Raw genomic sequence first — 15426 nt, 5'->3', positions numbered from 1 at the left:
GAGTGATCTGATGGCTTTGACACCTCGGTGACCGTCCATCGGTCACTCATATTCTCATTATAGATAGCATGGCTTATTATTTTGCTCGCCCATGCCCGGTGTAAATACAGAAGACACGCATCTCTGTGGAGAGAACGCGATGCACGGCTCCGACGGTGGCGATTCGAGCGTGCGCGCGACGCCGTATCGGCTGGCATCAAACGGAAATACGACAGCTACTACGTCGAACTCGACGGCGTCGTTTTCTGCTTGTGGATCGACGATTTCAGGCACTTTGCGAGGGGGGTCCTCACGAGCGCCCGATTCCAATTCGCAGTCGACATGGCGGATGCGGGTGCATCGGGTGCATCGTCGCCCGTGGGGGGGGTGTTCGTGGGGGGGATGATAATGCTCGTTCCTCGGGCAGTTTGCCGGCTTGCGAGGAAGAAGGGACAGGAAGGGCGTGCGCTTTCTTAAGCAGCGGGCGAGGGTCGAAAAAGACCATACAGTGTAGCTAGGCGTGTGGACACAGTCAAGTGGTTAGCGGTAGGGTGTCCCATTCCTAGTTGCGTGTGCTGTATCTCGCGCGACTTCTCCTTCTGACTTTTCAGCGCTGAAAGTGGGTGGCATGAAACCGGTCCACATCAGCGACGAGTTGCGAGTAGGAGCCCACCTCATGAGCCCGAGCAAGAAAGGCCTTGAGGTCTTCGTTCCGGGCATCGAGCCCATTGGTAAAGGTGTCGACGCGCTGTTGGAGAGTCATGATTTCGGCTATCCTCGTGTTGATCAGCGAACACACGCCCTCATAGTGCAGCTGCTGCAGCTTGTCGTTGCTGGCCTGAAGCGCCTCCTTTGTTTTCTCCAGGGCGATGGCCGCCTCCATATGGTTATTATTATTGTGCAAAAACGAAACGCGGTGGGATGAACGCTCGTGCTGAGGGAATCACTCGGTTTTTTTCTCTAAAAGTCCTCGGTGAAAAGCAAAAGTCCTCCGCCGGCGGCGGCCCCGTCCTGAGCCCCGTTGATGGTCGGGCCGCCGCCGCCGCGCGAGTCCTCGTTCAGCACGTCGGCCCGCTGGTACATCGAGACGCGCTCCTCGAAGAAGTTGGAGCGCCCGGTCATGCCGATGAGGTCCATGAAAGCGAAAGGGTTCTCCGAGCCGTAGATCGTGCGGTATCCGAGCTTGCAGAGCAGGCCGTCCGCGACGTACTGGATGTACTGAGTCATGAGCGCCGCGTTCATCCCCACGAGGCGGCAAGGGATCGACTCCGTGATGAAGTCGGCCTCGATCTCGACGGCCTCGCGGAAGATCGCGTGGGCCTCAGGCTCGGCAAGGCGGGTCGAGACGAGCTTGCCGTAGAGGAGGCACGCGAACTCGGTGTGCTGCCCCTCGTCCCGGGCGATGAACTCGTTCGACTTGGTCAGGCCGGGAAGGAGGTTGCGCTGCTTGAGCCAGTAGATCGCGCAGAACGCGCCCGAGAAGAAGACGCCCTCGACGATGGCGTAGGCCAGAAGGCGCCTCGCGAACGTCGCTTGCCCTTGCTCTTGCCCTTGCTCTTGCCCTTGGCATAGGGACCAGCGCTGCGCCCACTCGACCTTCCGGCGGACGCAGGGAAGCGATCCGAGGTTGGAGAACATATCGTCGCGCTCGTCTGGGTCCGTCACGTAGACGTCGATCATGATCGAGTAAACCTCGGCGTGCACGTTCTCCATCATCGCCTGGAACGTGTATGCGATCTGCGCCTCGAGCATCGAGACGTCCTTGCAGAAGCTGTTCATGATGTTGAGCGAGACCACCGAGTCGCTCGCCGCGAAGAACGCGAGGATGCCGCGCACGAAGCGGCGCTCGTCTTCGGTCAGCTTGGTGTTCCATTGGTCGCGGTCCTTGGAGAAGTCGATCTCCTCGGCGGTCCAGAACGACGCGAGCTGCTTCTTGTAGTGGTGCCAGACGTCGGGGTGGTGGATCGGGTACACGGTCAGGCGCTGCTGGGACCGCTGGATGGGCTCGTCGCGTTCGGATGCGTCCGTGGACATAGACAAGGACATCGTCTATCAAAGGGGACAGAACTAAAGATCGATCGATCGATAAGGTATCCGGTGGGCGATGGCTTTATACCGAAAAAGTGTGGTGCTCAATGATAGCAGATGAAAAAGGAGCGCCGCCGCCCCATCCAGTCGGGCCTCGCGCTGGCGGCGAGGCTGCATCGTGACCTGGCGACCCGCGTGCGCCTCCTCGTGCTCCGCATGGCGTCATCATCATCCATTGCTCGCAATCACGACCTGATCCCGTCCGCGTCGTCGTCGCAGCATCAGCAACTCGCCGCCGTCGGACTGCTAGGGAGGGGAAAGGACGGCACGCTCGTGTACCCGGCGACGCAGATCCCCTCGAGGTTCGCGCCGGACGCGTGCGTGGTCGTCGAGAGGGTCTCCGCGGCGTCCTCGAGCAATGCGTGCATCGACGCGTCGGACGCCGCCGCGCTCGTGCGAGCGGGCCTCGACGACGAGGTCGCGATCAAGGACGTCAGAGACGAGGTGTCGGCGCAGGCGGAGGCGGCGATTCACGCGCACCTGAGGTCGTGCTTCAGGGGGGCGCACAGGATGACGCTGTGCTGCTTGCACCCGAAGATAGCATCGGTTTACGTGGACGGCCACGTGCTCCTCCCGATGCGCGTGGGAGCGTCGATCGACAGAGACGGCCATTTCAAAGACGCCGCGTCGAGCCTGCTCGACCTCTCTAGGTGCGTCCTCGGAGCGCTCGCCGTGATGCACGAGAACCGCGTGCTCCACCTTGACGTCAAGCCGCAGAACGTCATGTCGACGACGTCTATGAAGTCGTTCGTGCTGGTGGACTACGACCTGACCGCGCACGTGGACGACGTGCTGGACGCGATGCGCGACGGCCCGGTGCCGGTGGGCACGCCGGGGTACATCTCGCCGATCCTGCTGGGTCGCATGGAGCCCGCGTACGTGCGGTGCTGCCTCGCGGCTTCGTCGGACGCGTACCAGAGGGCCTGCGCGCGACACGGCGTGCGCGTCCCGGTGCTGGATGACGCCGAGTGGCTCGAGAGGTTCACCGTCATGCGGCACCGAGCGCTCTCGTCCTCCTCTGCCGCGGCCGCGCTTCTACCTCACATCGACCTGCACTCCCTCGCGATCACCCTGCACCGCCTGATGAACCCTGTCCCTCCTCCGAGACCAGGCGACAACGACACTGCGCGACTTCTCGCTCTGGTAGGGGGGCTCGTGAGCGACTCGTTCGAGGACGCCCAGGACGCGCTGCGCTGGCTGGCGGCCACGGGGAAGCAGCTGCAGTAGCAGCGGCAGCAGCAGCGCAATGCGAGAAAGGTTGGTGGCAATGCGCCCATGCTTGTGCTTTTCTTTCCAGCCCACAGAGCAGTAGACGGACCTCTCTCCACCCAGGAAAGACCGTGCTCTCCCATGGATGCGCGGCACTTGTGCAGCATGCCATCAGAAACTCTGCACCGCGTCAGGGCTCCACTGCAATGGGACTTCGTAGGTGGACGTCAACCCGAAGGCATTAATAGATTAAGGTGCCTGTTGAAGAGGTCGAGTGGTGATGTGGTTGGGTTTCGATGCAACACAACCTTGCCATTGAAGACCGTGAGGGTCTCGATGACCCGTGTATCATTGATAAACGCCCACCAGGTGCCGTCCGGCACTCCGGTGGCGTCCTTGGGATATGGGGCCCCGGGCGGGGTGTACGTCAAACATGTGACGTCGAGGGTCCCGTTGTAGTAGATGTGCGGCGCCCAGGTGCACTTGGTCACCGGGCGTCCGGACGCGCCCACCTCGGTCGCGTAGGCGTTCGCGACGAACTCCGTCCAGCGGGCGAGGCTTTGCAAGACGGGCCCGTCGTACGTCATGCCCACGTAGGCGTCGGACTCCCCGACCGCGATGACCCAATGCCCCTTGTAGTCGAGGTCGGTCTTCTGCAGCGCGAGGGGATCGCCGAGCGGGGCGATGTACAGCATGCTATCCGTGTACTGGATGCCGACGCCCCCCCCCACCTCCTCCGGGAAGTCAATGTCGGTCAGCATGTACGCGGCGGCCGCCACGAACAGCGTGCAGTCCACCGCGAAATGCACACCCTCGGCGCCGTCGAGCAGCGCGTCAAGGTCGGCCCTCCGAATGCGGAGCTTCGAGATCGTGTCCGTCGTCTTGGTAAACCAGCTGACCGAGCGCATGAGGACGTCGAGAGCGCAGAGCCTGGTCGCGGACTCAGATGGGCGGGAGAACGCGTTGGCCATTTCTACAGCGATTGCTGATACGGGGTGTAATTGACCACCAAATATTCATCATTTTGGTCTCCGGGGAAGGGAATCAACGAACTTCGACGACGGTACGGCGGAGGTCGGTTACGAAAGTACGGGCATAAAGCATACAAGCATACAAACATACAAACATACAAACATACAAACAGCAATAAAGCAGGCATACTGAATCTCGTCGATCGAACATGAAGTCTACCCTCAAGGCCATCACGCTGGAGTTCTTGCGCGATAGCGTCCTGGTGCGCACCCGTTTTCGTTTTTTCCTTGTGGGCTGTAGGCCCCTTTATTAACACGCGGGACACGCAGGAACGCCCCGTGCCTGGCCCGGGCAGGCGCGACGACCACCGAGTGACCGTAGGCCCCAGCGTCACGCGAGTCGACCTCATGCGGGCGATCGGCCAGAACGCCACCCGCCCGTCCGGCATCAACGACGCCGTGTTCGGGGCCGTCCACGACGACGCCTTCAAGAACACGGATCACGCGATGTGCATGTGCAAGACGTGCGGCGGATCCCACCGAGAGTGCCTCGGCCACTTCGGCCGCCTGCCGATCCCCTTCGCGTGCTACCGCGACAGGTCCAGCCTCGCGACGAGTGCCCTGCTGCACCTGCTCCAGATCTTGGACCACAGCACCGGCGGCATATGCGCGGAGCTGGGCGGCGTCCCGAGAGACCGCCCTTGGCACGTGCGCCTGGACATCCTCGCCGCCCGAGCCGTCAACGCGAAGGCCAAGGCGAACGCAGAGTCCGACGACGTGGACCACGCGACCCTGAGGATCGCGAGTTCTGCTTATGTCTCTGCGTATGCTTCTGCCTCTGCGCCGTCGGCCCGAGGCCAGGCAGCTCGCGCCTCCGCCTGCGCCATCGAGGCTCGCTCGAAGTCGACGGGCAGGACGTGGATCCCCTTCTTCGCGCACCAGGCGCTCGACGTGGTCGACATGGCAGCCCGCGCAAAGTCTCTCGCCCCGCTGCTCTTCGGGAGCGCTGCCGATGACGACGACGATGATGATGATGATGCCGATGCCGATGTTGCCACTGCTACTGCTACTGCTACTGCGGATGCTACTGCTACTGCGGATGCCACTGCGGATGCCACTGCAGATTTCGCCGTGGATGCAGAGGCGCTGGAGATCGCGCGTTCCCTCCTCTTCGTGCGCCACGTCCCCGTCGTCCCCCCGTCCGTGCGGCCGGAGCAGGACGACGGCTGCGAAGTCGAAGGCGGAGGCAGAGGCGCCGCCCTCCGGGCGCAGGACGTCCGCGTGGCGCTCACCGACCTCGTCGCCGTGTGCGACCGCATCCGCGTCAAGCCCCTTCCGCCGGCCGACATCGACGCCTTCTCCCTGCAGCGCTCGCTCGACGTCTACGTGACCGCTGTCAGGACCCGGGTCCGAGGGAAGACGTGCCCCAAGCTCGGCCGCATCCGCGGCTCGCTCATGGGCAAGCGCGTGTCCCAGTCTGCCCGCACGGTGCTCACCGGCGACCCCGCGCTCTCTTTAGACGAGATCGGCGTCCCCGTGGGGATCGCGGACGCGCTCTGGGTCGAAGAGTCGGTCCGGGACGTCGACCGCGCCGCTCGCCTCATCGCGGACCGCTGCGTGGCCTTCGTGGTCATCTGCCCGCCTTCCGCCGGCGCGCCCTCCGCTTCCGTGGCTCCTTTCAGGATCCCGTGCCCCGGCCGCTCGGTCGACGCCGCGAAGGCGTCCGCCTTCGCGGCCAACGTGGCGCCCAGGCTGATCGCGGGGACGTCCGTCCTCTACCGCCGTCTCCGGGACGGCGACGACATCGTCGTGAACCGCCAGCCGACGCTGCACCGCATGGGCATCATGCGCTTCCGCGTCCGCGTCATGCCCGGCCTGACCGTGCGCATGAACCTCGCGGCGACCTCTCCCTTCAACGCGGACTTCGACGGAGACGAGGTCAACCTGCACGTGCCGCAGGGCCCCCTCGCGCGGGCCGAGGCGCGCGAGCTCATGTCGATCGACCGGAACATCGTCTCGGCCCAGGCCAGCCGCCCGGTCGTCGGGCTCGTGCAGGACTCGCTGCTCGCGGCGCACCTGATGACGTCCGGACAGGCCTTCGTCGACCGCGAGGAGATCGGCAGGATCGCGGCGGAAGCAGGCGTCCCCTTCGACCTGATCCCGACCCCGGCCATCCTCAAGCCGCGCGAGCTGTGGACCGGACACCAGGTCGCGTCCCTGGCCGTCCGCCAGGCGGCGCCCTCGCTCTCGCTCAGGTCGTCGGTCGTCGTGGTACGAGGGGACGTCGTGGCCGGCAGGCTGAACAAGTCGAACGTCGGCAGCTCCGCCGAGGGCGGCCTGGTCCACGTGGCATGGAGGCGGCACGGCCCAGCGACCGCCGCCGCGCTCGTCGACGCCCTCCAGCGAGTCGCCGCAGCCTTCCTCTCGGCCGACCGAGCCGTCAGCTTCGGCCTGTCGGACCTCTCGCACGGGCCGCAGGACGGATCAGGTGCAGGATCCGAAGACGAAGACGAAGATGACGACGGATTCGAAGCAGAACAAGAAGAATCCACGGCCATGTGCCGTCTCGACGCGAAACGCGCGGCAGCCCGGCGTCGCTTCGAGGCGAGGGCCGCGGCCGCGCCGTCGCCCAACAGGATGCTTGACATGGTCGAGTGCGGGAGCAAGGGCAAGCTCGACAACGTTGCGCAGCTCGCCGGCGTCGTGGGGCAGCAGACGCTGTTCGGGCGACGCCTGGAGGACGCCGGGAGGGGGCGGGTGCTGTCTTACGACCGCGCCCACAGAAGGATCGGGAGGCAGGGCGTCGACGTGGACGAGGACGACCGCGCACGCGGCTATGTCGCCTCTTCCTTCCGCTCGGGGCTGCACGCGTGGGAGCACCTCCTGCACTTCGTGGGGGGGCGCGAGGGCATGATCGACACGAGCGTCACCGCGCCAACGGTCGGAGACAGGACGCGGCAGCTGGGAAAGTGCACCGAGGACTGCGTCGTGCAGCACGACGGCACCGTGCGCACGGTCGGGGGACACGTCGTTTCCTTCTTATACGGCGACGACGGCCTGGACGGCGCCCGCGTGCTGCGCCGCTACATCTCGGGGGAGGCAACAGTCGACCTCCCGCTCGCGCTGCTGTCCGCCGCAGAGGGCGTCGCCAGAGCGTGCGGAGGCCGCCCCGGCCTTGGCAGGCTCCCGCACTACATCGACGTCCCGTTCGACGACGTTGGTGCTGGCGATTCCACGGAGGCGACGCAGGCGGACGCCTGGGACGTCGCGGACGAGCTCGTCGCTGCTGCATCTGCTGCTGCATCTGCACCTGCACCTGCACCTACCACGCACCTCAGGGACCATCGACTGCCGGACTCGGCGATCGTCGCGGCCCTCGCCGCGGAAGCGATCTCTGCTTCCGGCGTCGGAGGGGCGTCGCTGGCCGCCATCATGAGCGAAGCAGAGCGCTCGAGGGTGCACGCCGGGGAGGCCGTGGGAGCCGCGGGCGCGCAGTTCCAGGGCGAGAGGACGATGCAGCTCACCATGGACACCTTTGCAAGCGCGGGCCAGGTCGGGACAAGCGCCGTCTCGCTGGCGATCACGCGGGTCAAGGAGATACAGACGCTGACGGCGATCCCTTCGCGCGTCTCGGTTCTCTTTTACTCCGACGCGGATCCTTGCGCGCTGCCCGAGGTCACCCTCGAGAAGCTCGTGGCGAACGCCAGGAGGCCGATCTTCTTGCTTCCCAACGCCACCGAGCCCACCCGTCCTTCGACCGCCGCCGACGAGCAAGAGCAAGAGCAAGAGCAAAACGCGCGGCTGGGTCTCCGACTCGCGGCCGACAGGCTGCGCCTGACGCGCACTCGCCGGGAGTTTCCAGGAGGAGCCGGCAGGCCCCGAAAGACACAGAGGCAGCGCAGAGGCGCAGGCATCGAGGAGGCGTTTTCTCGCGCGCTCTGTGTACCCCTCCGCGCACCCAGCAGCACCCAGCAGCATCAGGACCTCGGCGATCTCCTCCGGGCGGCGCACGGCCCTCACCTGTCTCTGGAGCTCCCCGCCGCCGAGGACGACGCAGCCGCCGCCGCCGCCGTCGGACGCGTCATCCTGCTCCGGCCGTCCGTCGCGGTCGCCCGAGACCTCCCCGCGCACGAGCTCGAGGGCCTCGTGTGGTCGCACGTCAAGGACACGTGCCTCTCGGGCGTGCCCGGCGTCCGCTCTGCGAGGACCTTCCTGGAGCCGAGGGTCGTGGCGCATACAGGCATGACAGGCGCGGTCTCTCTCCGCACCGTCGAGGACCAGGCGGTCGTCGAGCTCGACGTGGACCCTGCGAGGTCGGCCTCTACCTTCCTCGCGATCCTCGGGGCGCTCGGCGAGCGCGACTGGAGGACCGCGGTGTCGACCGATTCGCTCGCTGTCTTCTCTGCGCTCGGCGTCGAGGCCTCCCGGCAGTCCATCGTCGACGAACTGAACAAGCTCTACAAGGGCTCGATCGCGCTCAGGCACCTGATGCTCGTCGCGGACGCCATGACCTCAGCCGGGACGCCCACGGCGATCACGCGGCACGGCGTCATGAAAACCGTCGGATCCGTGAAATCCAGGGACAACAGCAACAGCAACTTCCTCGCGCGCGCAGCCTTCCAGGCGCCCGTCGACGTGTTCGACCGCGCCGCGGTGCTCCGCGAGCGCGACGCTCTCCAGAGCATCGCGAGCCGCGTCGCGACCGGCAAGCGCGTCTGCGCCGGGACCGGCCTGCTCCACGAGATCCTTTGGAACCGGATGCATCCTCAACAGCAGCAGCAGCAACAACAACAACAACAACATCCGTCCCTCTTAGATGCCATATCCGTCGCGGACCGCGCCATCGAAGGTTATCACCAACAACAACCTCGGCACCCGCCGTTCGGACGCGCCGCCGGGACGTACGGACCTCCCATCATGCCATTGATCAACCGTGGACGGCCCCCTACTCCCCGACGTCTCCGGCCCCATACTCGCCCACGCACCCCTATTCGCCCGCGTATCAAGCCTACTCACCCACGACCCCCTTCGCCACCGCATCGATGGACGACATGTCCGAGTACGACCCCACATCCCCCGACTGGGCCCCGACGGAGGCGGATCTCACGTCTTTCATCCTGAACCCAGACCTGGAGAACGACGACGGCTCGTCTGATTCATCTGGGGGGTCGGAGGACGACGACAACGAGTGGGCGTAGAAGGAAGACATGAATGACATGGCAGACATCCCAGAATATCCCCCGTGCAGTCTTTTTTGTGCCGCATGGTGTAACATAACAACAGGATGTTCGTGAAAAAGATGATGCACGACAAGTTCGGTTCGATCGTCATCTCGGTGATCCTGGGGCTCGGCCTCGCGGCCATGTTCAGGCGCGCGTGCACCGGGGACGGTTGCATCGTCGTGAAGCCCCCCGACCGCAAGGAAGTCGACGATTACGTGTACAGGATCGACAAGTCTTGTTACAAGTACACGCCAAACGTGGTCCCTTGCAGCAAGTAAACGCGTTCAGCGCGTCGGCAGCGCGAGATGTGCATTGAGGATGCGAGCGACGCCGACGAAGCCCCCGCGGACTGCGAGGCGGAGCGGGCAGCCCGCGAGCGCGCCGGCGTCCGCCCCGTGCTCGAGCAGGAGGCGCACGAGCGGCTCGTCGCCGAACCGGCACGCCCACAGGAGCGCCGAGTCGTGGTCCGCGCGCGCTACCGCGGCGCCGAACCTCTCCAGGAGCAGCCGGGCGACCTCCAGCCGTCCGTGCTGGCACGCGACCTGCAGGGCTGTCGCTACCTCGGTCTCGTCGCCTCTGTCGAGGAGCAGCAGCGCGTCGACCATCGCGACGTCGCCCGCGCGACACGCGGTCAGCAACGGGCTCTCGCGCGAGTTCGCCAGCAGCGACATCGACATAGAATCATCGTCGTCTCCGTCCAGCATCAGGAGGGACGCCTGGAGCGTGTCGTTCAGGCGCCTCTGCGCGTCGAGCTGCGCCCGTAGGGTGCGGACCTCGTTCTCTAGCTCGATGCGCCCTGCGCGAAGGCGGTGCAGCTCGAGCTCTTCTTCGTCATCATCGCCTTCGACCTCGTCGACATCGTCCTCTTCCACGTCATCGTACATCGGTACGGGTACGGGAAAGTGAGGTAACGGTACGTCCTCGGCGTACGGCTGGACCATACTTCAGGTGTTGTTTGTTTTTTCAAACAAACTCGATAATGCGAGTAGAGGACGAGATAGACCTGCTTTACGTGGGGCGCCTCGACGTCGAGTGCGTCCTCGCTCGTGGTGTCCTCGCAGGAGCAGGAGCAGGAGCATCATCCTCATCCTCATCCTCATCCTCATCCTCCTCGCTCTTGCTCGTGGGGATGCTGGTCGCGTTCCAGGAACCCGGCGTGGACCGATGCGTGCAGGTCGGGACCGTCTCTGACGTGATCGCGACGGGAACGTGCTCTCGACTGGCGATGCTGGAGCACGCAGGGAGGTGGATCCCGCCGAGGGCGCTGCGGTACGAGCAGAGCTTCGCGTCGTTCTGGCAGGAGGACCGCCGACGCATGGGCATACAGCTCCTTTGCCACGCCCACGTGGGAGCCCGACCGAGCCGCAGCCCCGAGGAAGTCTTCAGCGCCCGACGTCGCCTGTTCGGGAAGGACGTCGCCCTCCCGCGGGCGGCGCTCCGCTACGCCGCCGACCAGTACACGCCCCAGATGTTCGCGCAGGACCTCGCGGACTCCATGGCGGTCGTCGTGGCGCACCTGCCCTTTTTCGCCGGCATGTCGACGCCGATCGTCGTGCCCTGCCCGCCTGCGGTCGTCGACGGCAGTGGCTTCGCCGTCGACCTGGGCACGAAGCGCCACATCGAGTTCGCGACCGGCTGCCGGCTGGCCGCCGCGAGCGCCGCGGGACCCGAAGGCAAGGGCAGGGGCGTGTACGTGTCCGCCGCTACGGACGCGCTCGCAAGAATGCGCGCGGTGGAGTGCGGGGCGGCCATGGTCCGGTTCCTGTTCGACTGCCAGAATCCGGCCAAACCGGACGTCGCCGAGCTCTGGAGACGCCACGGCAACCCCTGCGTCGGCGTGCTGAGGTCGACGCGCATCGTCCCCGCGGCCCTGGCGCCCTTCGTGTGCGGCAAGCGCGGAGCGCGGCTGGCCGAGATCAAGAGGAAGTTCGGAGTCGACGCGGTCGTCCAAGACGCCGTTCTGTACGTGTTCGGCAGCCCAGCGGCCGCCGAGTCGGCGATAGGGTTCGTGCTCGTGCGGTGCCTGGAACGCGTGAAAGCTGTGAAATGCTTGTGTTTGAGATGACATTCACACGTTGTAAGGACAGCATGCCGGGATCGCCATCGTGACCGCTGCGAACGCCAGTCCAGCGCCTCCGTGGAGGAACATGAGCCTCCTCTCCGTCGCCTCGATCGTACCCTCGTCCGCCGCGAACGCCGGCGTGTCCGCGCTGCGGAGCAGCCGGTCGAGCAGGCAGCTCGCGCCCACGCCGGCGCACGAGAGGACGGACGCGATGACCGACGTCGACACCGACCTGTCCGCGAGGAGCGCGAACAGCACGACGGAGAGCACCCCGAACACGACCGCGCTCGCGGAGTACATGTTGGCGAACGCCCAGTCGTCGTTGAAGACCTTCCCGACGCTCATGGCCCGCTTCGCCCGCACCGCGATCGTCGCGACTGCGACGTTCCGCCAGACGAGGTAGAGCAGGATGATCCACTCGGGCACGATGAGCAGGAGCGGCTTGACGAAGCTCGAGCGCAGCCACAGGATGACGTACATGATCGGGCGTATCACGGCGGTCATCAGGCGCACGAAGCCCCCGTCGTCGTCGTCGTCCTCCCCGTTGAGCATCTTGGACGTCCGCAGCGCGTCCGCGACCTTCCCCGGGATCTCCGACGGGCGCGACAAGGCCTCGATCGCGCCTCCGCTGTCGAGCAGCCCCGGCGAGGACTCCTGCAGCATCTCGCGGATCTTGGCCTCCATCTGCTTCGCGTCCGGGACCTTCGTCTCTTCCCCCTCTTCCTCTTCGCCCCCCCCCACGACGGCCCTCGACGCCGACGACGCAGCAGCAGCGACGACCGAGCGCACGAATCTCGCCATCTCTAATTCGCTGTCGTCGTCATCTTCGCAGTCGTCGTCGCTCCCGCGGATGCCGAATACGTCGTCGACCGTCATTCTCTTAATAAGCCACTAATAAACATGCCCTCGACTATTTTGGCCCACCCTGCGGCGACCATCTCGGCTGTTTCGGGCCTCACAAAATACTAAAAAATAGCTCTTGGAATGTCAGTTCCTAAATTACCGGTAGAGGGTGCGGGTGCGGGTGCGGGTGCACGCGCATTCCACGCGCAACATTTGTGACAGGATCATGATCCTCTCCGACGCCGACGCCGTCCTCCAACAGCGCTTTCTGGATGTGCCCCACCGCATCGCGCAGGGCCGACGCCATCTCGCACGAGCCGGATTCTGGATACGAGATGGTGTGGCGAACCGCCCAGAACTCTGGCTTCGCCGTGTTTTTGCATCCGGCGACCATGATCATGGCCACGTACTCTTTGAGCAAGGTGACCGCTTCGGCGATCGCTTTCCACAGCTGTTCCTCCCACACTTGGAGGATGCTCTCGGCGTCATGGCCCAGCGCGAATTTGACGCGGCGCAGGGCGTTCCTGGCCGACGAGAGCCCGGCGAGCGTGCCGTCGAGCGTCCCTGCGAGCATCGCCATACTCGCGGCCATGGTCGCCAGCGCGTGTTTGGTCGCCGGCTGCCGCGAAGCGGCGGCCCATCCTTCTACGTCACCGAGGCAGAATTCAATGCTCGTGCTATGCCTGCCTGTCTGCATGTCTGCCTGTCTGCCTGCCTGCCTGTATGTGCTTGAAGCTCTCGCACGAGGCATACGGCATGATCGATTCCAATTTTTACCCGAAAAATTGGCGCCTGACGCGCCCCGAAAAGGTCCCAAGATGGACTTCCGCGCGCACGTCGTGGCGCTGCTGTTCGGCGCGCTCGCCGGACAGATCCTGTCGTTCGCGATCGAGGTCGCCAAGTTCCCCTGGAAGCAGCTCAAGTTCTTCACCGCGGTGGACAAGGTCGCGACGCGCCGCGCGGTCGCGTTCGTCACGCGCAACGGCGTCTGCACCGGCTCGGTGATCGACGGCGCCAGGGCGCACCCCTCGGGCGTCGCCTTCGGCTGGCACCGCCGCTTCCTTTGGGTCGCGGTCATCGACGTCACGCCCGGTCAGCGCCACTGGGGCGAGGAGATGGCGATCGACATGATCGTGTTCTGGCCTTGGTGGCTCGCCCGGCCGGAGGAGCTGGTGCTCCCGACGCCCGTCACGGGCGACGAGATCAACGAGGGCAGCGTGTGGGAGGTCGTGCTCGCCCTGGGCTGCTCCGACTACCTCGCTTGGACGCCACCTCGCCGTCCCCGGCGGCGGACCGCGAACGTTCTACGTCAACGGGCCGTTCGACACCGGAAAGACGGTCGCCGCCCGGATCCTGGCGCACAAGATGGGCGCGATGTACGTCGATTCGTACGACCCGCTGCATCACAAGTACAACGCGCTGATGCGCGACGCGCAGCCAAACGCGAGCACGCCTCTCGTCGTGGCCGTGGACGAGGGAGACCTCAAGATGCTCGAGGCCTTAGATCCGACGCGCAGCCAGACGACGCGCAGCCAGAGGGGAGACCAGATGTCGGTCAAGATGGGAGACTGGTACGACAAGGGGTCGGTGAACGGATACTTTGACAGGATCAACGGGGACTCGCCGAACGTGGTCTTGGTCGTCACCGGGAACACCCCGTTCATGAAATTGCAGGCTCAACTCGACGACTTGTCCATCACGAAGGCGTCACGCTTGACCGTCGTCAACGTCGGGGGAGGACCCGAGTACGATCGGGACGGACTCCACCATCCCGTCGCGCCGGCAACCCCCAGCGCTGAAAGCGACTTCGAAGAGGAATAGCTTGGCTTGACGGATGTTTTTTTCCTGCAGTCACGGGGCTCCGATGCGGAGGAGCTCGCGGTGCGGCATCAGCAGGCGGTCGACGAGGAAGCGGTACGCGTCGTCCAGCTGCTGCATCGTGTGCGCCCCCACGACGATCGCCTTGCCGCTCTGGAACACCGAGCAGGTCACCTTGCGGCACCGGCCGGGCCCGTCGCCCTCCCCGCGGCCGTCGCACGGCACGTCGCCGCACCGGCAGAACCCTCCGTCGTCCGCAGCGCCGCCGGAGGGCGCGCAGCAGTTCCAGTGGTATCGCACCTGGACCCCGGGGTAGATGCAGGGCTCGTAGCAGCAGGGCACGCGCGGGAACCTGTCGCGGACCAGGCGGTGGAGCGCGTCCCGTCGGACGCTGAACCCGACGTCGAAATCGCTGTTGATCAGGCAGACGCGGTACTCGGCCACGCGGGGGTCGGGCGCCTCTTGGCCGCGGCAGCTGCAGCAGCTGCTGCAGCACCCGCGCAGGAACTCGACGAGGCGCTCGACGACCTCTCGCCCCTGCTCGACGCGCTTGGCGCCGGTCAGCTGCACCCGGCCGTTCCGGAAGACCTTCATGTTGACCCGCGTCGTCGACGATTCCGCGACGGCGAACACGAGCGTCGCCTGGTTGGCGAAGCGCTTCTTAGGGGTTTCCGCCGCACCCTGGAGCTTGCCGTCCACGTCAGCGTCCCTGACCCTGGAGCGCCGCCGGCCCGTCTTGGGGGGCGGCTCTTCTTCGCCGAGCGCGCGCCCGTCGAGCTCCGCCCTGACGACGCGGATGTCTGATCCGGAGCCGTCTGGACCGATCGGGACGGTTCGCAGCAGGTCCGCGAGGTCGACCAGGACACCCACGTCTCCCACCGCCGTGATCGTCGAGATGGAGTACGGCGTGGTGACGTTCGACGCCATGCGCGGACCCAGCGGCGGCGTGCAACCTGAAAAGACGGACTGATTCGTGGCTACTAATGCGTCGTTTCCGCTTTATGCCAACGTTATTTCACTGCTTTTACACCAAACGCAATTGAGAATGGGACACCCTATCGTCGACGGCGGACATCAAGACCGCGAAGAAGCGGACGAGGGCGACCGCGGGCAGAACCTGCAAGTATGCCAGGGGACATCAAAGACAACATCATCACGAAGTTCGTTGACAGGGACAACTGCGGGAGCCACAACATCGGGATCATCTGGCTGAGCGACAACGTCGTCGGCAGGA

13 protein-coding genes are annotated in these 15426 nt (G+C 65.3%); 5 read left to right on the top strand and 8 right to left on the bottom strand.

Going from position 1 to position 15426, the window contains the following annotated elements:
* Window positions 1-586 precede the first annotated feature (586 nt).
* Both B7Z66_15165 and B7Z66_15160 read right to left on the bottom strand, forming a co-directional pair.
* The gene (locus B7Z66_15165; protein ID OYV74833.1) at window positions 587-862 is read right to left on the bottom strand and encodes a hypothetical protein; all 276 of its coding nucleotides are present in this window, start codon (window positions 860-862) and stop codon (window positions 587-589) included.
* A gap of 77 nt (window positions 863-939) precedes the next feature.
* Complete coding sequence (locus tag B7Z66_15160) at window positions 940-2013, bottom strand: hypothetical protein (GenBank protein OYV74834.1); 1074 nt, start codon at window positions 2011-2013, stop codon at window positions 940-942.
* A gap of 111 nt (window positions 2014-2124) precedes the next feature.
* Here B7Z66_15160 and B7Z66_15155 point away from each other — a divergent pair, with 111 nt between their 5' ends.
* Complete coding sequence (locus B7Z66_15155) at window positions 2125-3294, top strand: hypothetical protein (protein OYV74832.1); 1170 nt, start codon at window positions 2125-2127, stop codon at window positions 3292-3294.
* 209 nt (window positions 3295-3503) lie between these two features.
* Here B7Z66_15155 and B7Z66_15150 read toward each other — a convergent pair whose 3' ends face one another.
* Complete coding sequence (locus B7Z66_15150) at window positions 3504-4247, bottom strand: hypothetical protein (protein ID OYV74831.1); 744 nt, start codon at window positions 4245-4247, stop codon at window positions 3504-3506.
* Between the two features lie 339 nt (window positions 4248-4586).
* Between B7Z66_15150 and B7Z66_15145 the strand changes: the two genes are divergently transcribed.
* Both B7Z66_15145 and B7Z66_15140 read left to right on the top strand, forming a co-directional pair.
* Complete coding sequence (locus B7Z66_15145; protein ID OYV74830.1) at window positions 4587-9368, top strand: hypothetical protein; 4782 nt, start codon at window positions 4587-4589, stop codon at window positions 9366-9368.
* Window positions 9369-9531: 163 nt separating this feature from the next.
* A complete protein-coding gene (locus tag B7Z66_15140; GenBank protein ID OYV74829.1) occupies window positions 9532-9747 on the top strand; it encodes a hypothetical protein in 216 nt (71 codons plus the stop codon).
* Window positions 9748-9753: 6 nt separating this feature from the next.
* Here the strand turns inward: B7Z66_15140 and B7Z66_15135 are convergent, their stop codons facing one another.
* Entirely contained in the window at window positions 9754-10353 is a 600-nt protein-coding gene (locus B7Z66_15135; protein OYV74828.1) for a hypothetical protein, read from the bottom strand.
* A 95-nt stretch (window positions 10354-10448) separates the two neighbouring features.
* Between B7Z66_15135 and B7Z66_15130 the strand changes: the two genes are divergently transcribed.
* Window positions 10449-11534 carry a hypothetical protein gene (locus tag B7Z66_15130; GenBank protein OYV74827.1) on the top strand — a complete coding sequence of 362 codons (1086 nt, stop codon included), beginning with the start codon at window positions 10449-10451 and terminating at the stop codon, window positions 11532-11534.
* Between the two features lie 3 nt (window positions 11535-11537).
* Here the strand turns inward: B7Z66_15130 and B7Z66_15125 are convergent, their stop codons facing one another.
* The 3 genes from B7Z66_15125 to B7Z66_15115 form a co-directional block, all read right to left on the bottom strand.
* Window positions 11538-12407 (bottom strand): hypothetical protein, encoded by an 870-nt coding sequence (locus B7Z66_15125; protein OYV74826.1) that lies wholly within the window; start codon window positions 12405-12407, stop codon window positions 11538-11540.
* Window positions 12408-12525: 118 nt separating this feature from the next.
* A complete protein-coding gene (locus B7Z66_15120; GenBank protein ID OYV74825.1) occupies window positions 12526-13071 on the bottom strand; it encodes a hypothetical protein in 546 nt (181 codons plus the stop codon).
* A gap of 76 nt (window positions 13072-13147) precedes the next feature.
* Window positions 13148-13477, bottom strand: coding sequence for a hypothetical protein (locus tag B7Z66_15115; protein ID OYV74824.1), 330 nt, complete (start codon window positions 13475-13477; stop codon window positions 13148-13150).
* A gap of 262 nt (window positions 13478-13739) precedes the next feature.
* On the opposite strand from B7Z66_15115, the gene B7Z66_15110 reads away from it, so the two are divergent.
* Complete coding sequence (locus B7Z66_15110) at window positions 13740-14195, top strand: hypothetical protein (protein ID OYV74823.1); 456 nt, start codon at window positions 13740-13742, stop codon at window positions 14193-14195.
* A 30-nt stretch (window positions 14196-14225) separates the two neighbouring features.
* On the opposite strand, the gene B7Z66_15105 is transcribed toward B7Z66_15110, so the two are convergent.
* Entirely contained in the window at window positions 14226-15119 is an 894-nt protein-coding gene (locus B7Z66_15105; protein ID OYV74822.1) for a hypothetical protein, read from the bottom strand.
* Window positions 15120-15426 lie beyond the last annotated feature (307 nt).

The sequence above is a fragment of the Chromatiales bacterium 21-64-14 genome (assembly GCA_002255365.1).
Lineage (GTDB): Bacteria > Pseudomonadota > Gammaproteobacteria > 21-64-14 > 21-64-14 > 21-64-14.
This window is presented reverse-complemented; position numbering and strand designations above follow the sequence as displayed.